Annotated in this window: 20 protein-coding genes and 1 pseudogene; 7 read left to right on the top strand and 14 right to left on the bottom strand. The window is 65.1% G+C overall.

What is annotated here, in order from left to right; translation table 11 throughout:
• The first annotated feature begins 179 nt into the window (after positions 1–179).
• Positions 180–938 carry a GntR family transcriptional regulator gene (locus QA649_RS28185; RefSeq protein ID WP_283020054.1) on the top strand — a complete coding sequence of 253 codons (759 nt, stop codon included), beginning with the start codon at positions 180–182 and terminating at the stop codon, positions 936–938.
• Here QA649_RS28185 and QA649_RS28190 read toward each other — a convergent pair.
• Entirely contained in the window at positions 935–1,351 is a 417-nt protein-coding gene (locus tag QA649_RS28190; RefSeq protein WP_283020055.1) for a nuclear transport factor 2 family protein, read from the bottom strand. The two genes, QA649_RS28185 and QA649_RS28190, sit on opposite strands and share 4 nt — an antisense overlap.
• A gap of 149 nt (positions 1,352–1,500) precedes the next feature.
• Here QA649_RS28190 and QA649_RS28195 point away from each other — a divergent pair, with 149 nt between their 5' ends.
• Both QA649_RS28195 and QA649_RS28200 read left to right on the top strand, forming a co-directional pair.
• Positions 1,501–2,742: an amidohydrolase family protein gene (locus QA649_RS28195; RefSeq protein WP_283020056.1), complete on the top strand. Its 1,242-nt coding sequence runs from the start codon at positions 1,501–1,503 to the stop codon at positions 2,740–2,742.
• Positions 2,743–2,937: 195 nt separating this feature from the next.
• Complete coding sequence (locus QA649_RS28200) at positions 2,938–3,252, top strand: hypothetical protein (protein WP_283020057.1); 315 nt, start codon at positions 2,938–2,940, stop codon at positions 3,250–3,252.
• A 12-nt stretch (positions 3,253–3,264) separates the two neighbouring features.
• On the opposite strand, the gene QA649_RS28205 is transcribed toward QA649_RS28200, so the two are convergent.
• The 7 genes and pseudogenes from QA649_RS28205 to QA649_RS28235 all read right to left on the bottom strand — a co-directional run bounded on the left by QA649_RS28205 (position 3,265) and on the right by QA649_RS28235 (position 9,462).
• Positions 3,265–4,188, bottom strand: a complete 924-nt coding sequence (locus QA649_RS28205) for a DUF1932 domain-containing protein (protein ID WP_283020058.1) — start codon at positions 4,186–4,188, stop codon at positions 3,265–3,267.
• Positions 4,188–5,057, bottom strand: coding sequence for an ABC transporter substrate-binding protein (locus tag QA649_RS28210; protein ID WP_283020059.1), 870 nt, complete (start codon positions 5,055–5,057; stop codon positions 4,188–4,190). The genes QA649_RS28205 and QA649_RS28210 overlap by 1 nt, the downstream gene beginning before the upstream one ends.
• Before the next feature lie 21 nt (positions 5,058–5,078).
• Positions 5,079–5,762 carry a 4-carboxy-4-hydroxy-2-oxoadipate aldolase/oxaloacetate decarboxylase gene (locus QA649_RS28215; protein ID WP_283020060.1) on the bottom strand — a complete coding sequence of 228 codons (684 nt, stop codon included), beginning with the start codon at positions 5,760–5,762 and terminating at the stop codon, positions 5,079–5,081.
• Entirely contained in the window at positions 5,759–6,472 is a 714-nt protein-coding gene (locus QA649_RS28220; protein WP_211403268.1) for a PIG-L deacetylase family protein, read from the bottom strand. Before QA649_RS28220 ends, QA649_RS28215 begins: the two co-directional genes overlap by 4 nt.
• A gap of 68 nt (positions 6,473–6,540) precedes the next feature.
• Positions 6,541–7,841: pseudogene (gene dctA / locus QA649_RS28225) on the bottom strand (C4-dicarboxylate transporter DctA).
• The gene (locus tag QA649_RS28230) at positions 7,838–8,722 is read right to left on the bottom strand and encodes an amidohydrolase family protein (protein WP_283026118.1); all 885 of its coding nucleotides are present in this window, start codon (positions 8,720–8,722) and stop codon (positions 7,838–7,840) included. The pseudogene dctA and the gene QA649_RS28230 overlap by 4 nt, the downstream one beginning before the upstream one ends.
• A 29-nt stretch (positions 8,723–8,751) precedes the next feature.
• Entirely contained in the window at positions 8,752–9,462 is a 711-nt protein-coding gene (locus tag QA649_RS28235; RefSeq protein WP_283020061.1) for a TetR family transcriptional regulator, read from the bottom strand.
• A 114-nt stretch (positions 9,463–9,576) separates the two neighbouring features.
• On the opposite strand from QA649_RS28235, the gene QA649_RS28240 reads away from it, so the two are divergent.
• Positions 9,577–10,554: a tripartite tricarboxylate transporter substrate binding protein gene (locus tag QA649_RS28240; RefSeq protein WP_283020062.1), complete on the top strand. Its 978-nt coding sequence runs from the start codon at positions 9,577–9,579 to the stop codon at positions 10,552–10,554.
• 10 nt (positions 10,555–10,564) lie between these two features.
• Entirely contained in the window at positions 10,565–11,359 is a 795-nt protein-coding gene (locus tag QA649_RS28245; protein WP_283020063.1) for an ABC transporter substrate-binding protein, read from the top strand.
• Positions 11,360–11,376: 17 nt separating this feature from the next.
• On the opposite strand, the gene QA649_RS28250 is transcribed toward QA649_RS28245, so the two are convergent.
• Positions 11,377–12,522 (bottom strand): mechanosensitive ion channel domain-containing protein, encoded by a 1,146-nt coding sequence (locus tag QA649_RS28250; protein WP_283020064.1) that lies wholly within the window; start codon positions 12,520–12,522, stop codon positions 11,377–11,379.
• A gap of 125 nt (positions 12,523–12,647) precedes the next feature.
• On the opposite strand from QA649_RS28250, the gene QA649_RS28255 reads away from it, so the two are divergent.
• Positions 12,648–13,901 carry a DUF763 domain-containing protein gene (locus tag QA649_RS28255; RefSeq protein ID WP_283020065.1) on the top strand — a complete coding sequence of 418 codons (1,254 nt, stop codon included), beginning with the start codon at positions 12,648–12,650 and terminating at the stop codon, positions 13,899–13,901.
• 6 nt (positions 13,902–13,907) lie between these two features.
• On the opposite strand, the gene QA649_RS28260 is transcribed toward QA649_RS28255, so the two are convergent.
• The 4 genes from QA649_RS28260 to QA649_RS28275 form a co-directional block, all read right to left on the bottom strand.
• Positions 13,908–14,141 (bottom strand): hypothetical protein, encoded by a 234-nt coding sequence (locus QA649_RS28260; RefSeq protein ID WP_283020066.1) that lies wholly within the window; start codon positions 14,139–14,141, stop codon positions 13,908–13,910.
• A 93-nt stretch (positions 14,142–14,234) separates the two neighbouring features.
• Positions 14,235–15,494: a cytochrome P450 gene (locus QA649_RS28265; RefSeq protein WP_283026119.1), complete on the bottom strand. Its 1,260-nt coding sequence runs from the start codon at positions 15,492–15,494 to the stop codon at positions 14,235–14,237.
• Between the two features lie 118 nt (positions 15,495–15,612).
• A complete protein-coding gene (locus tag QA649_RS28270) occupies positions 15,613–15,939 on the bottom strand; it encodes a hypothetical protein (protein WP_283020067.1) in 327 nt (108 codons plus the stop codon).
• Between the two features lie 99 nt (positions 15,940–16,038).
• Positions 16,039–16,812, bottom strand: coding sequence for a ferredoxin--NADP reductase (locus QA649_RS28275; protein WP_018645584.1), 774 nt, complete (start codon positions 16,810–16,812; stop codon positions 16,039–16,041).
• A gap of 157 nt (positions 16,813–16,969) precedes the next feature.
• Here QA649_RS28275 and QA649_RS28280 point away from each other — a divergent pair, with 157 nt between their 5' ends.
• Entirely contained in the window at positions 16,970–18,166 is a 1,197-nt protein-coding gene (locus tag QA649_RS28280) for an amidohydrolase family protein (RefSeq protein ID WP_283020068.1), read from the top strand.
• Between the two features lie 290 nt (positions 18,167–18,456).
• Here QA649_RS28280 and QA649_RS28285 read toward each other — a convergent pair whose 3' ends face one another.
• A complete protein-coding gene (locus QA649_RS28285; RefSeq protein WP_283020069.1) occupies positions 18,457–18,912 on the bottom strand; it encodes a MarR family transcriptional regulator in 456 nt (151 codons plus the stop codon).
• Positions 18,913–18,919: the final 7 nt, after the last annotated feature.

Here is an 18,919-nt window from a genome sequence, read left to right on the forward strand (position 1 = left end):
AGTGCATGCAAGCTGAATGCCAGCCTTCACCGCCCGCGAAATCAACGGCTTGGCAAAACGCCGCGCCTGACGGCCGGATTCGATTTAGGCAGTCCGGACCCCAAACTGCATGCAATTGGAGCGCGGAATTGGCGCGAGCCTGTGCTAAGGAATGACGTCATCTCCCACAGGATTCGCGGATGGCGGCGCGCGCGAGCAGCAAGACTTCTGAATCGTCGGACAAGGTCAGCGTGATCTGCCGCGCGCTGCGGCGCGCCATCATCGAGCAGGCGCTGGAGCCCGGTGCCAAGCTGCCGGAGGATTCGCTCGGCGAGCGCTTCGGCGTCAGCCGCACCATTGCCCGCCACGCGCTGGGGCAGCTCGCCGCCGAGGGCCTCGTCGAGCTCCGCCGCAACCGGATCGCGGTGGTGGCGACGCCGAGCTGGCAGGAGGCGCGCGATGCCTTCGACATCCGCATCGAGCTCGAGCGTCTCGTCGTGCGCCAGCTCGCGGGCAAGCTGACCAAGGCGCAGATCGCCGAGCTGAACGCCCATGTCGACGCCGAGGATCGCGCGCGCGGCGGCACGGATGCGGTGTCGATCCGGCTCGCGACCGAATTCCACATCCTGCTCGCCCACATGACGAACAGCCCGATCCTGGTGCGCTATGTCAGCGAAGTCGCCTATCGCTGCTGCCTGACGCTCTCGCTCTACAGCCGCCCGCATTCCACCGAATGCGCCATCAACGAGCATCGCGCCATCATCTCGGCGCTCGCCAAGGGTGACGAGTCCAAGGTGATGGACTTGATGCATCATCACCTGGATTCCGTGGCCAATCGCGCACTGGTTGCCCCCACCCCGCAGCGCGGCCGCGACCTGCTCGATATTTTGGCGCCTTACGCCGATGAGGTAACGAGCGACCGCGTCGTCAAATTGCCGAAGGTCGCTAGAAGAGGCTAGGCTTCGATCCCGCGCTGGACCAGGATGCGCTCGGCGCTGTCGTTCCACACGTCCATCTTCACGATCTGGCCGTCCCTCACGACGAAGCGGTCGACATAGCGATTGCCCTCGAACGGCGTGCCGTCCATCCACTCGCCATAGAGCGTGCCGACGCTGTAAACGACGGTCTCGTCGGCGCCGGGGCAGACGTCGAACCGGTCCATCTTCTTCTTGACCCAGCGATAGCGCTTCGCGTTGAAACCGGTCGGCCCGCGCGGATGGTCGAACTCGCGCCCGCCGGTGAACGTGATCACCGTGCCCGGCTTCATATAGGCCGCGGCGGCGTCGGGATCGGGTATCATCGAGGCCGTCAGATAAGCCTCGACGATCTCGGCGTCGGTCATCGGGCGTTCGGCTTTGACGGGAGCGGACATCGTGGGTTCTCCGAAAGTGCCGGCATTCTACAATTCAGACCTCAAAGTGCATGCACATTTTTTGAACAATCTGACGCCTTGATTGCACACAATCTGGAGCTGCCCGCTCCCTCGGCTTCCGCTAGGCTACCACACCTGAATCCGACGCCATGACCACCCAAGCCGCCTTCGACCTGATCTTCCGCAACGCGCTGTTGCGCTCATCCGCCGCACCCGTCGATATCGGCGTGAAGGACGGCCGCATCGCCGCGATCGCGCCCAGGCTCGCCTGCGAGGCCGTGGAGGTCGACGTCGACGGCCATTTGGCCCTGCCCGGCTTCGTCGACACCCACATCCATCTCGACAAGGCCTGCCTGCTCGGCCGCTGCGGGCACGATCACGGCAGCGTCTCGGAAGCCATCCGCGCCGTCGCCGGGATGAAGAAGGATTTTACCGTCGAGGACGTCTACGCGCGCGGGGCAAAGGTGCTCGAACGCGCCATCGTGCACGGCACGACGCGGATGCGCACGCATGTCGAGATCGATCCGCGCATTGGCCTCCGCGGCTTCGAGGCGGTGAAGGCGCTCAAGCGCGACCATGCCTGGGCGATCGACCTCGAACTCTGCGTCTTCCCCCAGGAAGGCCTGACCAACGATCCCGGCGCCGAGAAGCTGCTGATCCAGGCGCTGCGCGACGGCGGCGAAGCCATCGGCGGCTGCCCCTACATGGACACCGATCCGAACGCCCATCTCGCGCGCATCTTCGATCTCGCTGAGGAGTTCGACGTCGACGTCGACCTCCATCTCGATTTCGACCTCGACCCCTCCTGGTGGCATCTCGACGAGGTCTGCCGGCAGACCGTGCGCCGCAACTACGGGGGACGCGTCGCGATCGGCCATGCCACGAAACTCTCGGCATTGCCGCCGGAACGGATGAAGGCGGCCACCGCGCAACTGGCAAAGGCCGGCGTCGCCGTCACCGTGCTGCCCGCGACCGATCTCTATCTCATGGGCCGCGAGGCCACCCACAATGCGCCGCGCGGGCTGACGCTCGCGCACAAGCTCGCCGGCGACGGCGTGCTGTGCTCGGTCGCGACCAACAACGTGCTCAATCCCTTCACGCCGTTTGGCGATGCCTCGCTGCTGCGGATGGCGAACTTCTATGCCAACGTCGCGCACGCCTCGGTCAGCGACTTCGACACCTGCCTCGATCTCGTCACCGAGCTGCCGGCGCGGCTGATGAACCTCGGTGATTACGGCATCAAGGTCGGCAATCCCGCCGATCTGATCGTGCTCGATACCAGGGACAGCCGATTCGCCATCGCCGAGCTGCCTGACGTCATGATGGGCTTCAAAGCTGGCCGGCAGACCTTTGCACGGCAGCGTGCCACGCTATTCCGCCCAGGCCCGTGAACGGCTCCCAACGCATATCTGCATTGCAACGAGCCGGATTACCGTCCGATGTTACCGCCCACAGTTCCAAAATTCCGAATCCGGTACTCTTCCGGATAGTAGACTCTCTCCGATTCCCGATAGGTGCACGCATTGCAAGTCCCGCAGTGCCGGTCTTAGTGAGACCGCACTGATGTCTGCATTCAATCGGGAAGCATGGACGTGTTCAGCGCATTCAGCAGCATCAACTCTCATTCCGTTCGGTCCGGGACGCCCGCCGAGACCGCCGTCAAACGGCTGAACGGCATCGGCGAAGTCCTGTCAGGCCTCGATATCGCGGCGATCCGCGCCGAGGACGAGATGGCCCGCATGCTGTGGACGCTCGAGACCGCCGACAAGTGCATTCGCATGATCCTCGCCGAATTCCGCACTGAGCGCACGACCGAAGTCGTGCGGGAGGCCAAAAGCCTGATCGACTTGATCGACCGCGCGCGCGATGAGCTCACGGGCTGTTGCGCGGCGAAATCCTGAACCGGAGCCGCCCTATTTCGCGCGATTGATCCTCGCCAGGATCCGATCCGCTTCGGTACGCCAGTCTGCGCTGCGGGCAAACCCCTTGGTCCCCTTCGGTCCGAACAGCCCCTCATCGGCAAGATCGGCCACCCAGGCCTGACGCTCGGCCGTGCCATGCGCCGACCACGGCGTCAGCCCCGCCTCGCGCACGGTCTCGGCGACCTCGCGCACCTCCTCGGCACGGCGCCGTCCATGCTCGATCACGCGCTGGAAGAAATAGGCGCCCTGTTTCTCCCAGTCGATGGCGGGGAATGTCTCGGTGAGTGACGCCAGCACCGCATCCTCGACACCATAGGCGCGCGCGGTGGTGAAACTCTCGATGACCATGGCTTCCAGGCCCTTGATCATGATGCTGCGGCACATCTTCACCGCCGAGGACACACCGAGCTTGTCGCTCGCAACCTTCGCCGCAAAGCCGATCGCGTTCAGCAGCGGCTCCAGCTCCCTCGCGCCGGGCCCGCCGAGCAGCAGCGGCACCTTGATGCGATACGGCGGCACCGAGGTCATCACCGCACCCTCGACATAGCGGCCATCAGCGCCGTCGATCAGCGCCGCGGCGCGCTGCTTGGCGCCGGGAGAGGCCGAGTTGAAATCGAGGAACCAGGTGCCCTGGTTGATCGCGGCCGCGCAGGCCTTTGCCACCGGCACGGCCTGGCTCGCCGTGACGGCGGAGATGATGAAGTCGGATTTCGCGGTCAGTTCCGCGTGAGACGCTGTGAGCGTCACGCCGAACTTCGCCGCATGCTCCTGCAGCGGCGCGCCCTGCTCGGCGCCGAGCTTGATGTCATAGGCTAAGACCTTGATGTCCTGCTGGCGCAAATCCTCGGCCAGAATCCTGCCGACCTCGCCATAGCCGACCAGCCCGATCTGCCAGCGCCTGGGATCACCCGCCATCAGTTCAATCCTCGTGTCGTAGCGTCGAAGAGCTCCTCGACCGCATAGCGGCGCGGGATCAGCGCCTGCTGGAATGCGTAGTCGATGATCAGCTCGAGCGGTTTCCTGTTGGCTTCGATCCCGAACGGAACGAGGTCGGGCGTTGCCACAGGTCCCATCTGCGCCTTGTTCCGCTTGAGCAGATCATAGACGCCCGCGACCACGTCAGGGCGGGATTCTGCGAGCTGCTCCGTTACGACCACGAGATGGTTGACCGGCACGACACCGCGGCGGGCGTACCATTTGGCGGCCTCTGCCGCCGGATCGGGGAACAGCGGCTTCAGCCTGGGATTGTCAGAGGTCTCGCCGAGCACGGCATCGAGCTCGCCATCGAGCAGCATCTGCAACACCTTCTTGTCCTTTGGCGCGCGCTCGGTCGTGTCGACATATTCGGCGACGTGCGGGTCCTCGAAGGTCACCCAGCGGATTTTGTCGAGATTGACGCCATAGTCGTTGGCGAGGATGCCCCTGATCCAGGCGCCCGTCGTGGTCGTGAACGAACGGATGCCGACGCGCTTGCCTTCGAGATCGGACGGGCCGAGCGTGCCCCGGGCGGGATTGTAGAGCGCATAGGCATGCTGGAAGCGGCCCATCATGGTCGCCGGCAGCAGCACCAGCGGCTTGCCGTGCGCCTTCGCCATCAGGTAGGTGACGATCGCCATCTCGCAGACGTCGAACGCCTGCTCGCGCACCATCGGCTTGAATGCCGTGTTGGTCGGCGTGTACTCGATGAATTCCAAATCAAAGAGGTCGGAGCGGAGCGCGCCGCTCTTCACCGCCTGGACATGGGGGTGGCTGCCGAGCACGGCTTTCAGCTTGTGACGTTCCATGCGCCCGCTCCGTGACTTGCTTCAGACGTCCTCGGGATTGTCGACATAGACGAGGCCGGCCTTCGCCAGGGCCTCGCGCATGCTGTACATGTCGAGGCCGAGCTCGCCCGAGGCCAGCCGCTTGCGCTTGCCGCCTTCATCCGCGTTGCGCTTCTTGGCCTTCTCGGCGACTTCAGCCGCATAGCGCTTCGGCACCACGACGACGCCGTCGTCATCGGCGACGACGATGTCGCCGGGATCGACGTTGACGCCGGCGCAAACCACGGGGACGTTGACCGAGCCGAGCGTGGCCTTGACCGTGCCCTTGGCCGAGACCGCGCGCGACCACACCGGAAAGTTCATCTCGTGCAGCGCTTTGACGTCGCGGCAGCCGGCATCGATGATCAGCCCCTGCACGCCGCGCGCCTTCAGCGAGGTGGCCAGCAGCTCACCGAACATGCCGTCGGTATTGTCGGTGGTGCAGCCGACCACGAGGATGTCGCCCTTTTTGCACTGCTCCACGGCGACGTGGATCATCCAGTTGTCGCCGGGCTGTGCCAGCACGGTGACCGCGGGACCGGCGATCGACGCACCTCCCCAGACCGGGCGCAAATACGGCTTCATCAGTCCGAGGCGGCCATAGGCCTCGTGCACGGTGGAGACGCCGTACTCCGCCATCCCGGCGGGATCGGCTCGCTCAATGTTGCGAACGACGACGGGCTTCATGCCAATTCCTCCGCAACGGTCGGGAACAGCCGCTGATAGGCCTCGCCATAGGTCATGGGCACGCCGGTGTTGCGGCTACCCTGGATGCCGCGGTTGAGCGCGACGCGCTCGTAATAGCCCCACAGGTGCTTCTGTGCGGCCAGGATCTGGAACGCCTCGTACTTCTCCTTCCAGACCTCGTCGATCTTGAGGATCGTGTCCGGCTTGTAATTGCACTGCTCGGGCTGGTGCGGCTCGAAAAGGAACACCGGCGGCGCGGAATATTTGTACTGCGCGCCCGGCTTGTGGCCCATGGCCTGCGCGACCACGCGCGTCTCCTGGGCGAAATGGGCCGCGTTTGGATGGTCGAAATTATAGGGATCTTCCAGTGCGTGCGTCAGCACAAAGCTCGGATTGAGCTCGCGGTAGATGTCGACCATGCGGTCGAAATGCGCCTCGGTGAGCTTGAGCGGGTAGTCGCCGCAGTCGAAGAACTCGATCTCGGCGCCGAGTAATTTTGCCGCCCGCTCCGCCTCGTCCTTGCGACCGGCCTTGACCGATTCCAGCGTCGCGCCCTTTTCCTTCCACGCGAACTGGCTCTCGCCGCGCTCGCCAAAGGACATGCACACGATCTTCATGCGATAGCCCTTCTTCGCATGCAGCGCGATGGCGCCGCCGGCGCGCCAGACGAAATCGCCGGGATGGGCGGTGACGACGAGACCTGTTTTCATGGGAGAACTCCCCTCTTTCGTTCGTAAGCATCATAGGCCGCCCGCGTCACGCCGGCAGCAGGTTCATTTCAAGCGACAGCGACCGCGGAGTCCTCGCCGTCGAGCACGCGCTTCAGCCGCTCGCCATCGAGCGCGCCTTCCCATTTGGCAATCGCGATGGTCGCAACCGCGTTCCCGATCAGGTTGGTCGGTGTCAGACCCTGCGACATCAGGCGGTGGATGCCGAGCACCAGCGCCACGCTCGTCACCGGGATGGTGCCGGTCGCCGACAGCGTCGCCGCCAGCACGACGAAGGCGGCGCCCGCGATCCCCGCCGCGCCCTTGGAGGTCACGAGCAGGATCAGCAAGAGCTCGATCTGCTCGGCGAGCCCGAACGGCGTGTTGGTCGCCTGCGCCAGAAACACAGAGGCGGCGGCAAGGTAGAGGCAGGTGCCGTCGAGATTGAAGGAATAGCCGGTCGGGATCACCAGCCCGACCACACTCTTCTCGCAGCCGGCCTTCTCCAGCTTGGTCAGCATCCGCGGCAGCACCGTCTCCGACGAGGTCGTGGCGATGCAGATCAGCAACTCCTCCCAGATGTAGCGGATCAGCTTAAGCAGCGAGAAGCCGCACAGCCGGGCCACCGGCCCGAGCGCAATGACGATGAAGACCAGGCAGGTCAGATAGAAGCCGCCAAGGAGCTTGCCGAGCGAGGCCAACGAACCGACGCCAAACTTGCCGACCGTGAAGGCGATGGCGCCGAACGCTCCGATCGGCGCCGCCCACATCACGAAGCCGACCACCGCGAACACCATCTTGGCGGCGATGTCGATCAGATGGACCAGCGGCGCGGCGCGCTCACCGAGCTGCACCAGCGCGAAGCCGCACAGCACGGAGATGAACAGCACCTGGAGGATGTTGCCCTCGGCAAAAGCACCGACGAACGTCGCCGGCACGATGTTCATCAGGAACGGCACGAAGCCGATCGCGCCGGTCTGCTTGACGTAAGGTTCGACGCGCTGGCATTGATGCTGGCGGGATCGATGTTCATGCCGACGCCGGGCCTGAGCAGGTTCACCGCGACGAGACCGATGATCAGCGCGATCGTGGTCATGATCTCGAAATAGATGATCGCCTTCACCGCGACGCGCCCGACCCGCGCCATGTCGGCCATGTGGGCAATGCCGTGCACGACGGTGCAGAAGATGATCGGCGCGATCAGCATCCGAATCGCCTTGATGAAGGCATCGCCAAGGGGCTGCATCTTGGCGCCCGCCTCGGGGCTGGCGATCCCAAGCGCGATCCCGGCCGCCATGGCGATGAGCACCTGGATCCAGAGCTCCTTCCACCAGGCGCTGCCGCGCGGCTTGTCGATCGCGATCGCCGTCATCGATCGAACCCGAACAGGCGCGCAGGGTTGTCGACCAGGATCTTCTGCTGGAACTCCGGCTCCGGCGCGAACAGCGGGATCAGATCGACGAGGTCGCCGTCATTCGGCATGACCTTGACGTTGGGATGCGGCCAGTCCGTGCCCCAGATGACGCGGTCGGGCGCGGTCTCGACGATCTTTCGCGCGAAGGGTACCGCGTCGGTAAACGGCGGACCGACTGAGGACACCCGCTCGGAGCCGCAGATCTTGACCCAGCATTTCTCGTCGCGCTGCATCAGCTCGATCAGGATCTTGAATGGAAGCTGATCGAGCCCATCCGCCGCCTTCACCCGGCCCATATGGTCGATGGTGTAGCTCAGCGGCAGCCTGGTCAGCATGTCGGCATATTCAGGCAGGTCGATCGCATCGAAGTGCAGATCGATGTGCCAGCCGAGCGGCGTGACCATCGCGACGATGCGGTCGAATACGCGCTTGTCGGGCACGCCGCCGAGATGGCGGACGAAATTGAAGCGGCAGCCGCGAAAACCGCCCTCGTGCAGCACGCGCAGTTCGCGCTCGGTAATGGTGTCGTCGATATTGGCGACCGCACGGTAGGCGCCATTGCTCTCGGCGATCGCATCGAGCGCCACCGTGTTGTCGGTGCCGTGCACGCTGGCATTGACGATGACCGCGCGCTCCACGCCGAGCTTGGCGTGCAGCGCCCTGAAATCCTCCAGCGGCGCGTCAGGCGGCGTGTAGGAGCGATCGGGCGCGTAAGGGTATTTCGAGCCGGGCCCGAAGATGTGGCAATGCGCGTCACAGGACAGCTTGGGCAGCTTGAACTTCGGCGTGCGCGTGTTCGGATCGGGCGGCGGAATGGTCGGCGTGTACATCATCGTCATCACTTGAATCGCGAGCGAGACTGTTTCCTTCAAGTCTTGCTGCTGACGGCCGGTCGCCGCCGTGCAGGCGCCGCCTGGTCAAGCGCCGGCGCCTGGAACGCGGCAACGGTCGCCTGCACCAATTGCTCGATGGCGCCCGCGGCATCGCTGCCGTCGGCCTCGCCGCGCGACAGGCGCGAGACGCGGTCCGGCGTCACCAGCGAATAATAGAGTGCGCCGAGCAGGAAATGGCTGCGCCAGACGATGTCGGTGCGCGGAATGTGCGGCAGGCTCTCGTGGATCGCGTCGATGAAGGCGTGGCTGGTGTCATCGAATGTCTGCGCGATGATCTTTCGCGCAACCTCGTTTCCTTCCGCCGACATCACCGCGCGCAGCCGCGTGAAGCGCGCCCCGCCACCGGCGAGATCGCTGCCAGAGGTGAAGGCCGGCACCACATAGGCACGCACGATCGCTTCCAACCGGTCCTGCAGATCGCGCACGCGCTTTGCGGCGGCGAGCAGCTCGGAACGGCGCAAATTCATCGGCCCGCAATGGCGCCGGTAGATCTCCAGCAGCAGGCCGTCCTTGGTCTTGAAATGATAGGTCACGCTGCCGGGATTGGCCCCGGCGGCCTGCGCGATGTCGCGCACCGAGACGGCATTGAAGCCGTTGGTGGCGAACAGCTCCTCGGCTGCGGCGAGGATCGCCTCGCGCATGTTCGGCTTGCGGGCCGTTTCCTTGCTGGTGGGCTTGCGTACCATGTGATTTGTACTATCGTACAAAAGATCAGGTCTCGTCAACAAGAACCATGGGCATCGTCCGGAGCGGCTCAGAGACCGCCGCCAGGGATGGAATGCCCGCAAGGAGTGCTGGGAATGCTGGGTTTGAACACAATGATCGGCCGGCTCGCGGTCGGTGCAGGCATGCTGCTGGCAGCGAGTGCCGCGCAGGCCGACAATTATCCGAGCAAGCCGGTCCACATCCTGGTGCCCTATGCGGCCGGCGGCGCGGTCGACGTGCTCGCGCGTACCCTGGGCCAGGCGCTGGCCAAGACCTGGGGTCAGCAGCCAGTGATCGACAACCGTCCCGGCGCCGGCGGCATCGTGGCGTCACAGACCCTGGCGCAGGCTGCGCCCGACGGCTACACGCTGATCCTGGTCGCGAGCGGTCATCCGCTGAACCAGTTCATCTATCCGAGCGTGCCCTACGACACGTTCAAGGACTTTACGGCGATCACCGAGGTCGCCTCCTCGCCGCTCGCGATCGTCGTGGCCAAGGACAGCCCCTACAAGACGCTCGGCGATCTCCTCTCCGCGGCCAAGAAGGAGCCGGACAAGCTCTCCTACGGCATGTCCGGCAACGGCACCTCGGCGCATCTCGCCGGCGAGCTGCTGAAATACATGTCCGGCACCAAGATCGTCGCGATCCCCTACAAGGGCGGCGCACCGGCGCTGACGGCCGTGATCGCCGGCGAGATCCCGCTCAGCATCAATCCGCTCGCGGAAGCCATCGGCCAGCTCGAGGGCGGCCCGGTGCGCGCGCTTGCGGTGACCTCGGCCGAACGCTCCAAGGCGCTGCCGGATGTTCCGACCATCGCCGAGGCCGGCGTACCCGGCTACGACGTCTCGGTCTGGTGGGGCGTGCTGGGTCCGGCCAAGATGCCGCCGGAGATCGTCGCCAAGCTCGAGACCGACCTGAAGGGCGCGCTGCAAGACCCGAGCGTGCTGTCGACGCTCGGCAAGATCGGCGCAGCCCCCGTCGGCTCCTCCGCCAAGGATTTCGACGCCTACATGCACGCCGAGGCGACCAAATGGGAGCCGGTGCTGAAGGCCGCCAACATCCGCGCGCAGTAGGGTTCTTCACATGAGGACCTCTTCCGGACGCCTTGCGCGCACCGCCCTGCTCGCGGTTACCGTCATTAGCCTGCTCGGCGCGCCTGCGCGCGCCGATGGCGAAGCAAAGCTTCTCGCGCCGAGCGGCACCTTGCGCGTCGGCATCTATCCGGGCAGTCCGACCTCGATGGTCACAGATCCGGCCGGCAAGCCGCACGGCCTCGCCTACGATCTCGGCGGCGAGCTGGCAAAACGGCTCGGCGTTGGCGTCGACTATGTCAGGTTTCAGCGCGTCGCCGACATCGTCACCGCGATCCACGACGGCCAGGTCGACTTCACCGTGACCAACGCCACACCGGCGCGCGCGAGCGAGGTCAGCTTCAGCCAGCCAGTGCTTTCGATCGAGCTCGGCTATCTCGTTCCCGCGAATTCACAGGTCGCAAAGATCGAGGATATCGACAAGCCTGGCGTGAAGATCGGCGTCACCAAGGGCTCGACCTCCGAGCGCGTCCTGCCGGCGAAATTCAAGGCGGCAACCATCATTCCCGCCGAAAGCGTCAAGGTCGCCACCGCCATGTTCGGACGCGGCGAGATCGACCTCTACGCCACCAACAAGCCGACGCTGTTCGAAATGTCCGACCAGATGCCGGGCGCCAAGATCCTCGACGGCAATTGGGGGCTGGAGCACATGGCGATCGCGATCCCCCGGGGGCGCGAGGACGCGCTTCCCCTGCTCAACCACTTCGTGGCCGAAGAGCGATCATCCGGCGCGCTGGACACGATCCAGCAGCAGGCGGGCCTGCGCGGCGCGACCAAGGCTCAATAAAGGCAGCACCGCACCGGTCAATTGTGGGCGCCCGCCCGAATCCGCTCCGGCGCGGCGGGGCGCTCGAACAATTCGATGTCATCGCCTCCTCCTTGCGGGATCAGGATCGCGCGTTCGCGCGGCAGGGCTTCCGGCATCTCGTCGCGGATGAAGGCGATCAGCTTCTCTCGCATCTCGCAGCGCAGGTCCCAGGACTGCGGCGCATTCCGGGCGCTGACCAGCGCGCGCAGCTCGATGGTGCGCGAATCCGCGTCGATCACCTGGAGATTGACGACGGCGCCGTCCCAAAGCTTGGACTCCTTCACCGCCTCCTCCAGCCAGCGCCGGATGCGCGGCACATCGGCGCGATAATCGATATGCAGCGCGATCACGCCGATCAGGGAGGCGGTGTCGCGGGTCCAGTTCTGGAACGGCTTTTCGATGAAGTAGGACAGCGGCACCACCATGCGTCGCCAGTCCCAGAGTCGGATCACCACATAGGTCGAGGCGATGTCCTCGACCCAGCCCCACTCGTTCTCGATGATCACGGCATCCTCGATCCGGATCGGCTGGGTGATTGCGATCTGCAATCCCGCGATCAGGTTGCTGAGCAGCGGACGGGCGGCAAGACCGACGATGATACCGGCAGCGCCCGCGGAGGCGAACAGGCTGACGCCGTATTGCCTCACCGAATCGAACGTCATCAGCGCTGCCGATACCGTGATGATGACGATGATGGTGTCGGTAACGCGCTTGAACACGCGCACCTGCGTGACATGCTTGCGCGCGACGAAATTCTCGGCGACGTCGCGGAAGTTCTGCAGGTATCGCGCCGCGCTCATGTCGACGACGCGGATCGAGATCCAGCCGATCAGCGCGATGAAGGCGACGACGAAAAGGCTCGTCAGCGGCTTGCGGAAAACATCATCCAGCGGCGCGAGCGGCAGGACCAGTGCGACGGCGGCAAGGCACAGCGCCAGCTGGGCTGGGCCGGACGTACGCTCGATGAACACGCTCAGAAGCGGAAGCCGGGTTCCGAAGGCGCGATTCAGCAGCCAGACGGCAAATCGATAAAACGACAGGGCAAGCAGCATCGCCCCGGCGACCAGGCCGAGACCAATGAACCATGATGGTATCCACCCGAACATCTTGTCGATGTCGGCCATGAGGGTCTGCCAATTCATTGATATCCCCGTCTTGCATTCGCGTCAGCGCTCAACGCCCCCCGGCCGGCTTCGCTCCCCCGCCTCGTGCAACGCAGCATTCCGCTGGTGCAACTGTCGCCGACCTGCGCTAGTTTGTGGTTCGGATGACCAGACGAACCGGCAGCGCCGATCTTCCTCTCCACACCGGACGGGTTCCGCCGTGGCTCGCGAGCCGCATGGCAACGCTCGGCGCAATCGTCACGCAGGCGGTCGTGCATCATTACGGGCGCGATGCATTCCTGCAGCGGCTGTCGCATCCGTTCTGGTTCCAGTCGTTCGGCGCCGTGATGGGGATGGATTGGCACTCCTCGGGAATCACCACGTCGGTGATCGGCGCGCTGAAGCGCGGGCTCGGCCCGCTCCAGGACGAGCTCGGCATCTATGTCTGCGGCGGCCGCGGCCAGCATTCGCGCAAGACGCCGGACGAGCTGCTGCAGCTCGGCGATCGCGTCGGGTTCGATGGCGCAAAGCTGACGCGCGCCAGCCGTCTGGTGGCCAAGGTCGACAGCGCCGCGGTGCAGGACGGATTCGATCTCTATCTCCACGGCTTCTTCGTCACCACTGAGGGCAAGTGGACGGTGGTGCAGCAGGGTATGAACGGCGACAAGCGTCAGGCCCGCCGCTATCACTGGCATTCCGAGACGCTGAAGAGCTTTGTCGATGCGCCCCACAGCGCAATCGACGGTCCCGCCCAAGGCGAGATCGTCAATCTCACCGATCACCGCGCCGACGTCTCGCGCACCGCGCAGCTTGAACTGCTCTCCGAGCTCGGCCCCGATCGCATCCTGACGGAATTCGAGCGGCTCACCAACACGACGCCCGAGCCGGCGCAGGCCATGCTGCCGCATCTGATCATGCCTGATCATCACGATGTCAGGCCCAAGGACGTGTTCGCCCGCCGCCTGCATGGCACGCTGGCTGCGGCGGCCGAGCGCGGCCCGGTGGATTTCCCGGAGTTGCTGCTGACGCCCGGCGTCGGCGCGCGCACGGTGCGCTCGCTGGCGATGGTGGCCGAGGTCGTGCACGGCGCGCCCTATCGCTTCACGGACCCGGCGCGCTTCTCGCTCGCCCATGGCGGCAAGGACCGACATCCCTATCCGGTCCCGATCAAGGTCTATGACGAGACCATTCGTGTGCTGAAAGGTGCAATCCAGAACGCAAAGCTCGGTCGCGAGGAGGAGATGCAGGCGATCAAGCGCCTCGACGACCAGGCGCGGCGGCTGGAGCGGACCGCGCGTGGACCGTCGGTGGAGTCGTTCATCGCGGGTGAACGCGCCGCCTCGCCCGATCTCGACGGTCGCTCCGTGTTCGGCTGGGAGCGCGAGCTCGCGGCCGCGAAGAAGTCGACCGGCTCCTGAGCGCGCCTAATCCTCAGGCTCCTCGTCGTCGGTGAGCCGATTGGCCGAATGATCCTGATATTGCTCGGTCTGGATGAACTTGCTGTCCATGCCGCGAATGTCGGAATGCTGGGCCTTGTCGCGGTTCGACAGGATCATGTTGTCACCGATCTTGTCCTTGGGGATGTCCGTCAGCGCGCCGTTGCCTGCACCCTTGCCGTGCGCGCCTGAGCCGATATGCGTCTTGCCTCCGTGGGGCATGGATTGCTCCATCATTGTTGTGCGCAATTGGCCAACGCCTGCACCGCCGGGTTTGTTTCGCGGTTTCATGAGGGAACGGCGATGGCGGTTCCGTCAGCTTGCGAGCAACTGCTCGGCCTTTGCAGTGCTCGGCTCGCGCCCCTCACCAGCATCGGCAATGACAGGCAATTGCGCAATCATGCGAATGCCCGGCCGCTTGCGCCAGCGAATCTGCGAGGCCTCGACGGCGAGCCCAAGCCGCGGCCAGCGCGTGAAGAGGGCCTGGAGCGCGCAGGTCGCCTCGATCCGCGCGAGCTGGTGGCCGAGGCAGAAATGAATTCCTGTACCGAAGGAGATGTGACGGTTGGGCTTGCGTTCGAGGTCGAGCCGCTCGGGCTGGTCATGCACGGCCGGGTCCATGTTCGCCGCGGCGAGCATCACCATCACGCGGTCGCCTTTCTTCAGGCGCGCGCCCTCCAGCTCGACGTCTCGCCGCACATAACGCGGTTTTGAGAATTGCACCGGCGAGACGAAGCGCAAGAACTCTTCCACCGCGAGCGAGGCGCGGCTCCAGTCCTGCTCCAACCAGTCACGCAGGCCGGGATTCTTCAGCAACTCGAAGACCGAGCCGCTGATCAGATGCGTCGTCGTCTCCGAGCCGGCCGCGAGCAGCAGGAACACCATCGACACCATCTCGTTCGCTGTGATCTGGCCGCCCTCGCGCTCGACCTGGACTAGTTCCGCGATCAGGCCTTCGCCGCCCTGCTCGCGCGCGATCTGCAACTGCCCTTCCAGATAACGCCGCATCTTGCGCAGCGCGAACAGCAGGCGGACGAAGCTGGCGACGCTCGTCAGCGAGGACATTGCATTGGCCCAGGCCATGAACTTCGGACGATCGGCCGGCGGCAGGCCCAGAAGCTCGGAGATCACCGCGAGCGGCAGGATGCGCGCGTAGTCCTGGACGAGATCGGCCGGGCTGCCCTTCGCGAACAGCTCGCTGGCGAGGCCATCGGCGATGCCGCGGATGTGGGGCTCCATCGCGACGATGGCGCGGCGACGAAAAGCCTCGTCCACGATGCTGCGCAGCCGGGTGTGATCCGGCTCGTCCATCGTCAGCATATTGTTGGCGATGGTCCTCACATATCTCGGCATCCACCAGCGCAGGCCCGCGACGTCGCCATCTTCCTTGCGCAGCGTGAAAGTCGCACCGTCCTTCAACACCTGCGCCGTGGCGTCATGCGTGGTGGTGATCCAGACGCTGCCGATCAGAGGAAAGCGCGTCGCGACCACGGGGCCCTGCGCCCGCAACGCGGCGATGGCCTTGGGCGGATCGCGAAAGAAAGCCTCGCTGGTGAAATCGAGGCGCGGTGCCAAGAGATCACCGGACATGCGATCACCGGACATGGAATCACCGGGATGGTTGGTGGCGTCTCAACCAGATGGTGTGGCGCCACGCCGACGCAAGGGCAGGAACCCTCGCCTTTCCGAGGAACTACCCCCGCCCCGGCGAACGCTGGCCAGTCTTGCGTTGCTGCTGGTTGGTATAGGAGTCCCAATGGCTCCAGCTGCCATTGCTGAGGCTCTGCATGTCGGTGCCCAGCGGACGGCGCGTGCGCTTGTCGTGATCGGCGATCACGCGTTCCGACTGCGCGATCTTGCGCTTGAGTTCCGCAATGGATTTCTGCGTCTGGCCGTTCCGCTTCGACGAGGCGATCTCACCCATCGTGAAGCGCGCGGTCTCCAGCGCCTTCAACTCGGCGCGATTCTTCTTCAACTGAACCCGGTGCCAGGCGATGTTGCTGTCGCTGTCCGCAACCATGTGGGAACTCCGCTGATTCGGTCCCACATAGTATCGTGCGCCGAATCGACGCCGCAACGCCCCGGCGGTGGCGAAAATACGATCTTCTCGCGCAGAAATTTAGCGCTCGGCAAAGGCCTTTTCGACCACGAACTGGGCCGGCTCGCCGTGGTTGCCCTCGACGAAGCCGCGCTCGCCAAGCAGCACGCGGGTGTCGGCGACCAGCGCCGGGCTGCCGCAGATCATGACGCGGTCATGGGCGGCTTCCAGCGCCGGCAGGCCGATATCGGTGAACAGCTTGCCTGACGTGATGAGGTCGGTGATGCGACCGCGGTTGCGGAAAGGATCGCGGGTCACGGTCGGGTAGTAGATCAGCTGGCTCTGGATGTACTCGCCGAGCAGCTCGTCCTTCGGCAGATGCTCGGTGATCATCTCGCCATAGGCGAGCTCCTTGACGTGCCGGCAGCCGTGCAGCAGCACCACCTTCTCGAACCGCTCGTAGGTCTCGGGGTCCTTGATCACGCTCAGGAACGGCGCAAGGCCGGTGCCCGTGCCGATGAGGTAGAGGTTGCGCCCCTCCTCCAGGTTGTCGATCACCAGCGTACCCGTGGCCTTGCGGCTGACGATGATCTCGTCACCTTCCTTCAGATGCTGGAGCCGCGAGGTCAGCGGACCGTCCGGCACCTTGATCGAGAAGAACTCCAGCGTGTCCTCGTAATTGGCGCTGGCGACGCTATAGGCCCGCAGCAGCGGCTTCTCGCCGACCTTGAGCCCGATCATGGTGAATTCGCCGTTGCGGAAGCGGAAGGTCGGGCTGCGGGTGGTCTTGAAGGAGAACAGCGTGTCGGTCCAGTGGTGGACGCTCAAAACGCTTTCCTGATTGAAATTGCTCATCTCACCCTTCCGTTTCGCTTCTGTGCGGTTCCGAGGCGGTCAGCTATGCGTCGTTTGTACACGATCATTCGTATACTAATGAATAATCCGGCTTGATCCCGCGGTCAAGGCTGCCCAAGATCGGAAGCGTTGCAGTTAGGAATAAGGAGCCCCTTCCATGGCGCATGACGCCCCCCAGGCCACCGGACCCTCGAAGCTGGTGATCCGAAATATCGGCCTGATCCTGTCCGGCGCGCTGGAAAAGCCGATCCTGGACGGCGACACCATCGTCGCCGAGAACGGCAAGATCACCGCGATCGGCCGCTTCAAGGACCTCAATACCGAAGGCGCGACCACCATCGTCGAGGCCAACGGCACCACGGTGGCGCCCGGCCTGATCGACAGCCACGTCCATCCCGTCGCGGGCGACTGGACGCCCCGCCAGAACCAGATCGGCTGGATCGACAGCAATCTGCATGGCGGGGTCACCACCATGATCTCCGCCGGCGAAGTGCACATGCCGGGCCGGCCCCGCGACGTCGTCGGGCTGAAGGCCATGGCGATCTTCGCCCAGCGCGCCTTCTGGAATTTGCGGCCCGGCGGCGTGAAGGTTCACGCCGGCGCGCCCGTGATCGAATGCGAGATGGTCGAGGAGGATTTCAAGGAGCTGGCCGCCGCCGGCGTCAAGCTGCTCGGCGAGGTCGGCCTCGGCGGCGTCAAGGACGGCCCGACCGCGCGAAAGATGGTCGGCTGGGCCCGCAAATACGGCATCCAGAGCACCATCCATACCGGCGGCCCCTCGATCCCCGGCTCCGGCCTGATCGACAAGGACGTCGTGCTGGAGGCCGACACCGACGTGGTCGGCCACATCAATGGCGGCCACACCGCGCTCCCCGACGACCAGATCCGCTGTATCTGCGAGGGCTGCAAGCGCGGCCTCGAGATCGTGCACAACGGCAATGAGCGCTCGGCCCTGTTCACACTGCGCATTGCGCGCGAGATGGGCGATCTGCACCGCGTCATCCTCGGCACCGACGCGCCCGCCGGCTCCGGCGTGCAGCCGCTCGGCATTTTGCGCATGGTCTCGATGCTGTCCTCGCTTGGCGAGCTGCCGGCCGAGATCGCCTTCTGCCTGGCCACCGGCAACACCGCGCGGATGCGCCAGCTCGATTGCGGCCTCATCGAAGTCGGCCGTTCCGCCGACTTCGTCATCATGGACAAGGCCCAGCACTCACCCGGCAAGAACATCCTGGAGAGCGTCCAGCTCGGCGACCTCCCCGGCATCGGCATGACCATCATCGACGGCATTGTGCGCACCCAGCGCAGCCGCAACACCCCGCCGGCCGGCAAGGTGCCGGAGGTGGTGGCGAAGTAAAAGCTGCGCAAGTGTCCACCCCGTCATCCTGAGGTGCGAATGCACGGCGCGATAGCGCTGTGCACGAGCCTCGAAGGATGAACGGCCGAGATGCAGCCGGGCCGTCGCCCTTCGAGCGCCGCTGAAGAAGCGGCCACCTCAGGGTGACGGGCAAAGTCTCGAATTCACATCGGCTTGTTCAGCTGCCGTAGGGTGGGCAAAGCGAAGCGTGCCCACCATCGTCTCTGCTGGAGCGGGCAAAGATGGTGGGCACGGCGCTTCGCGCCTTTGCCCACCCTACGAGACCGCCTTCACCTCAGCTTACTGAGAAGCGCCATCAGCAGCTCGCGCTCTTTCGCATCGAGCGGGGCCAGCGTCTCGCGGGTGATCGCCAGCGCATTGGGCGCGAGCTTCTCCGCAAGCTGCTGGCCGGCGCGGGTCAGGCTCACCAGCAGGCGGCGGCCGTCCTCGGGATCCTGGCTGGTCTCGGTGAGGCCGCGCGCGGTCAGGCGGTCGATCACGCCCTTGATGGTGGCAACGTCCATCGCCGTCAGCCGACCGAGCTGGTTCTGCGAGCACGGACCGGTCTCGGCGAGTTTTGACAGCGCCGCCCATTGCGTCGGTGTCAGATTGGTGCCGATGTCGCGGGAGAAGATCGAGCTGTGACGCTGCCAGACCTGGCGCAGGATGAAGCCGACCTGCTCGTCGAGCACATAAGGCGGTTTTGCCGGTTTGATGTTCTTCTTCGCCGCGACGCTTCTCGCCATCCCCTCG

Origin of the sequence: Bradyrhizobium sp. CB1717, from assembly GCF_029714325.1 — a bacterium.
Classification (GTDB): Bacteria; Pseudomonadota; Alphaproteobacteria; order Rhizobiales; family Xanthobacteraceae; genus Bradyrhizobium.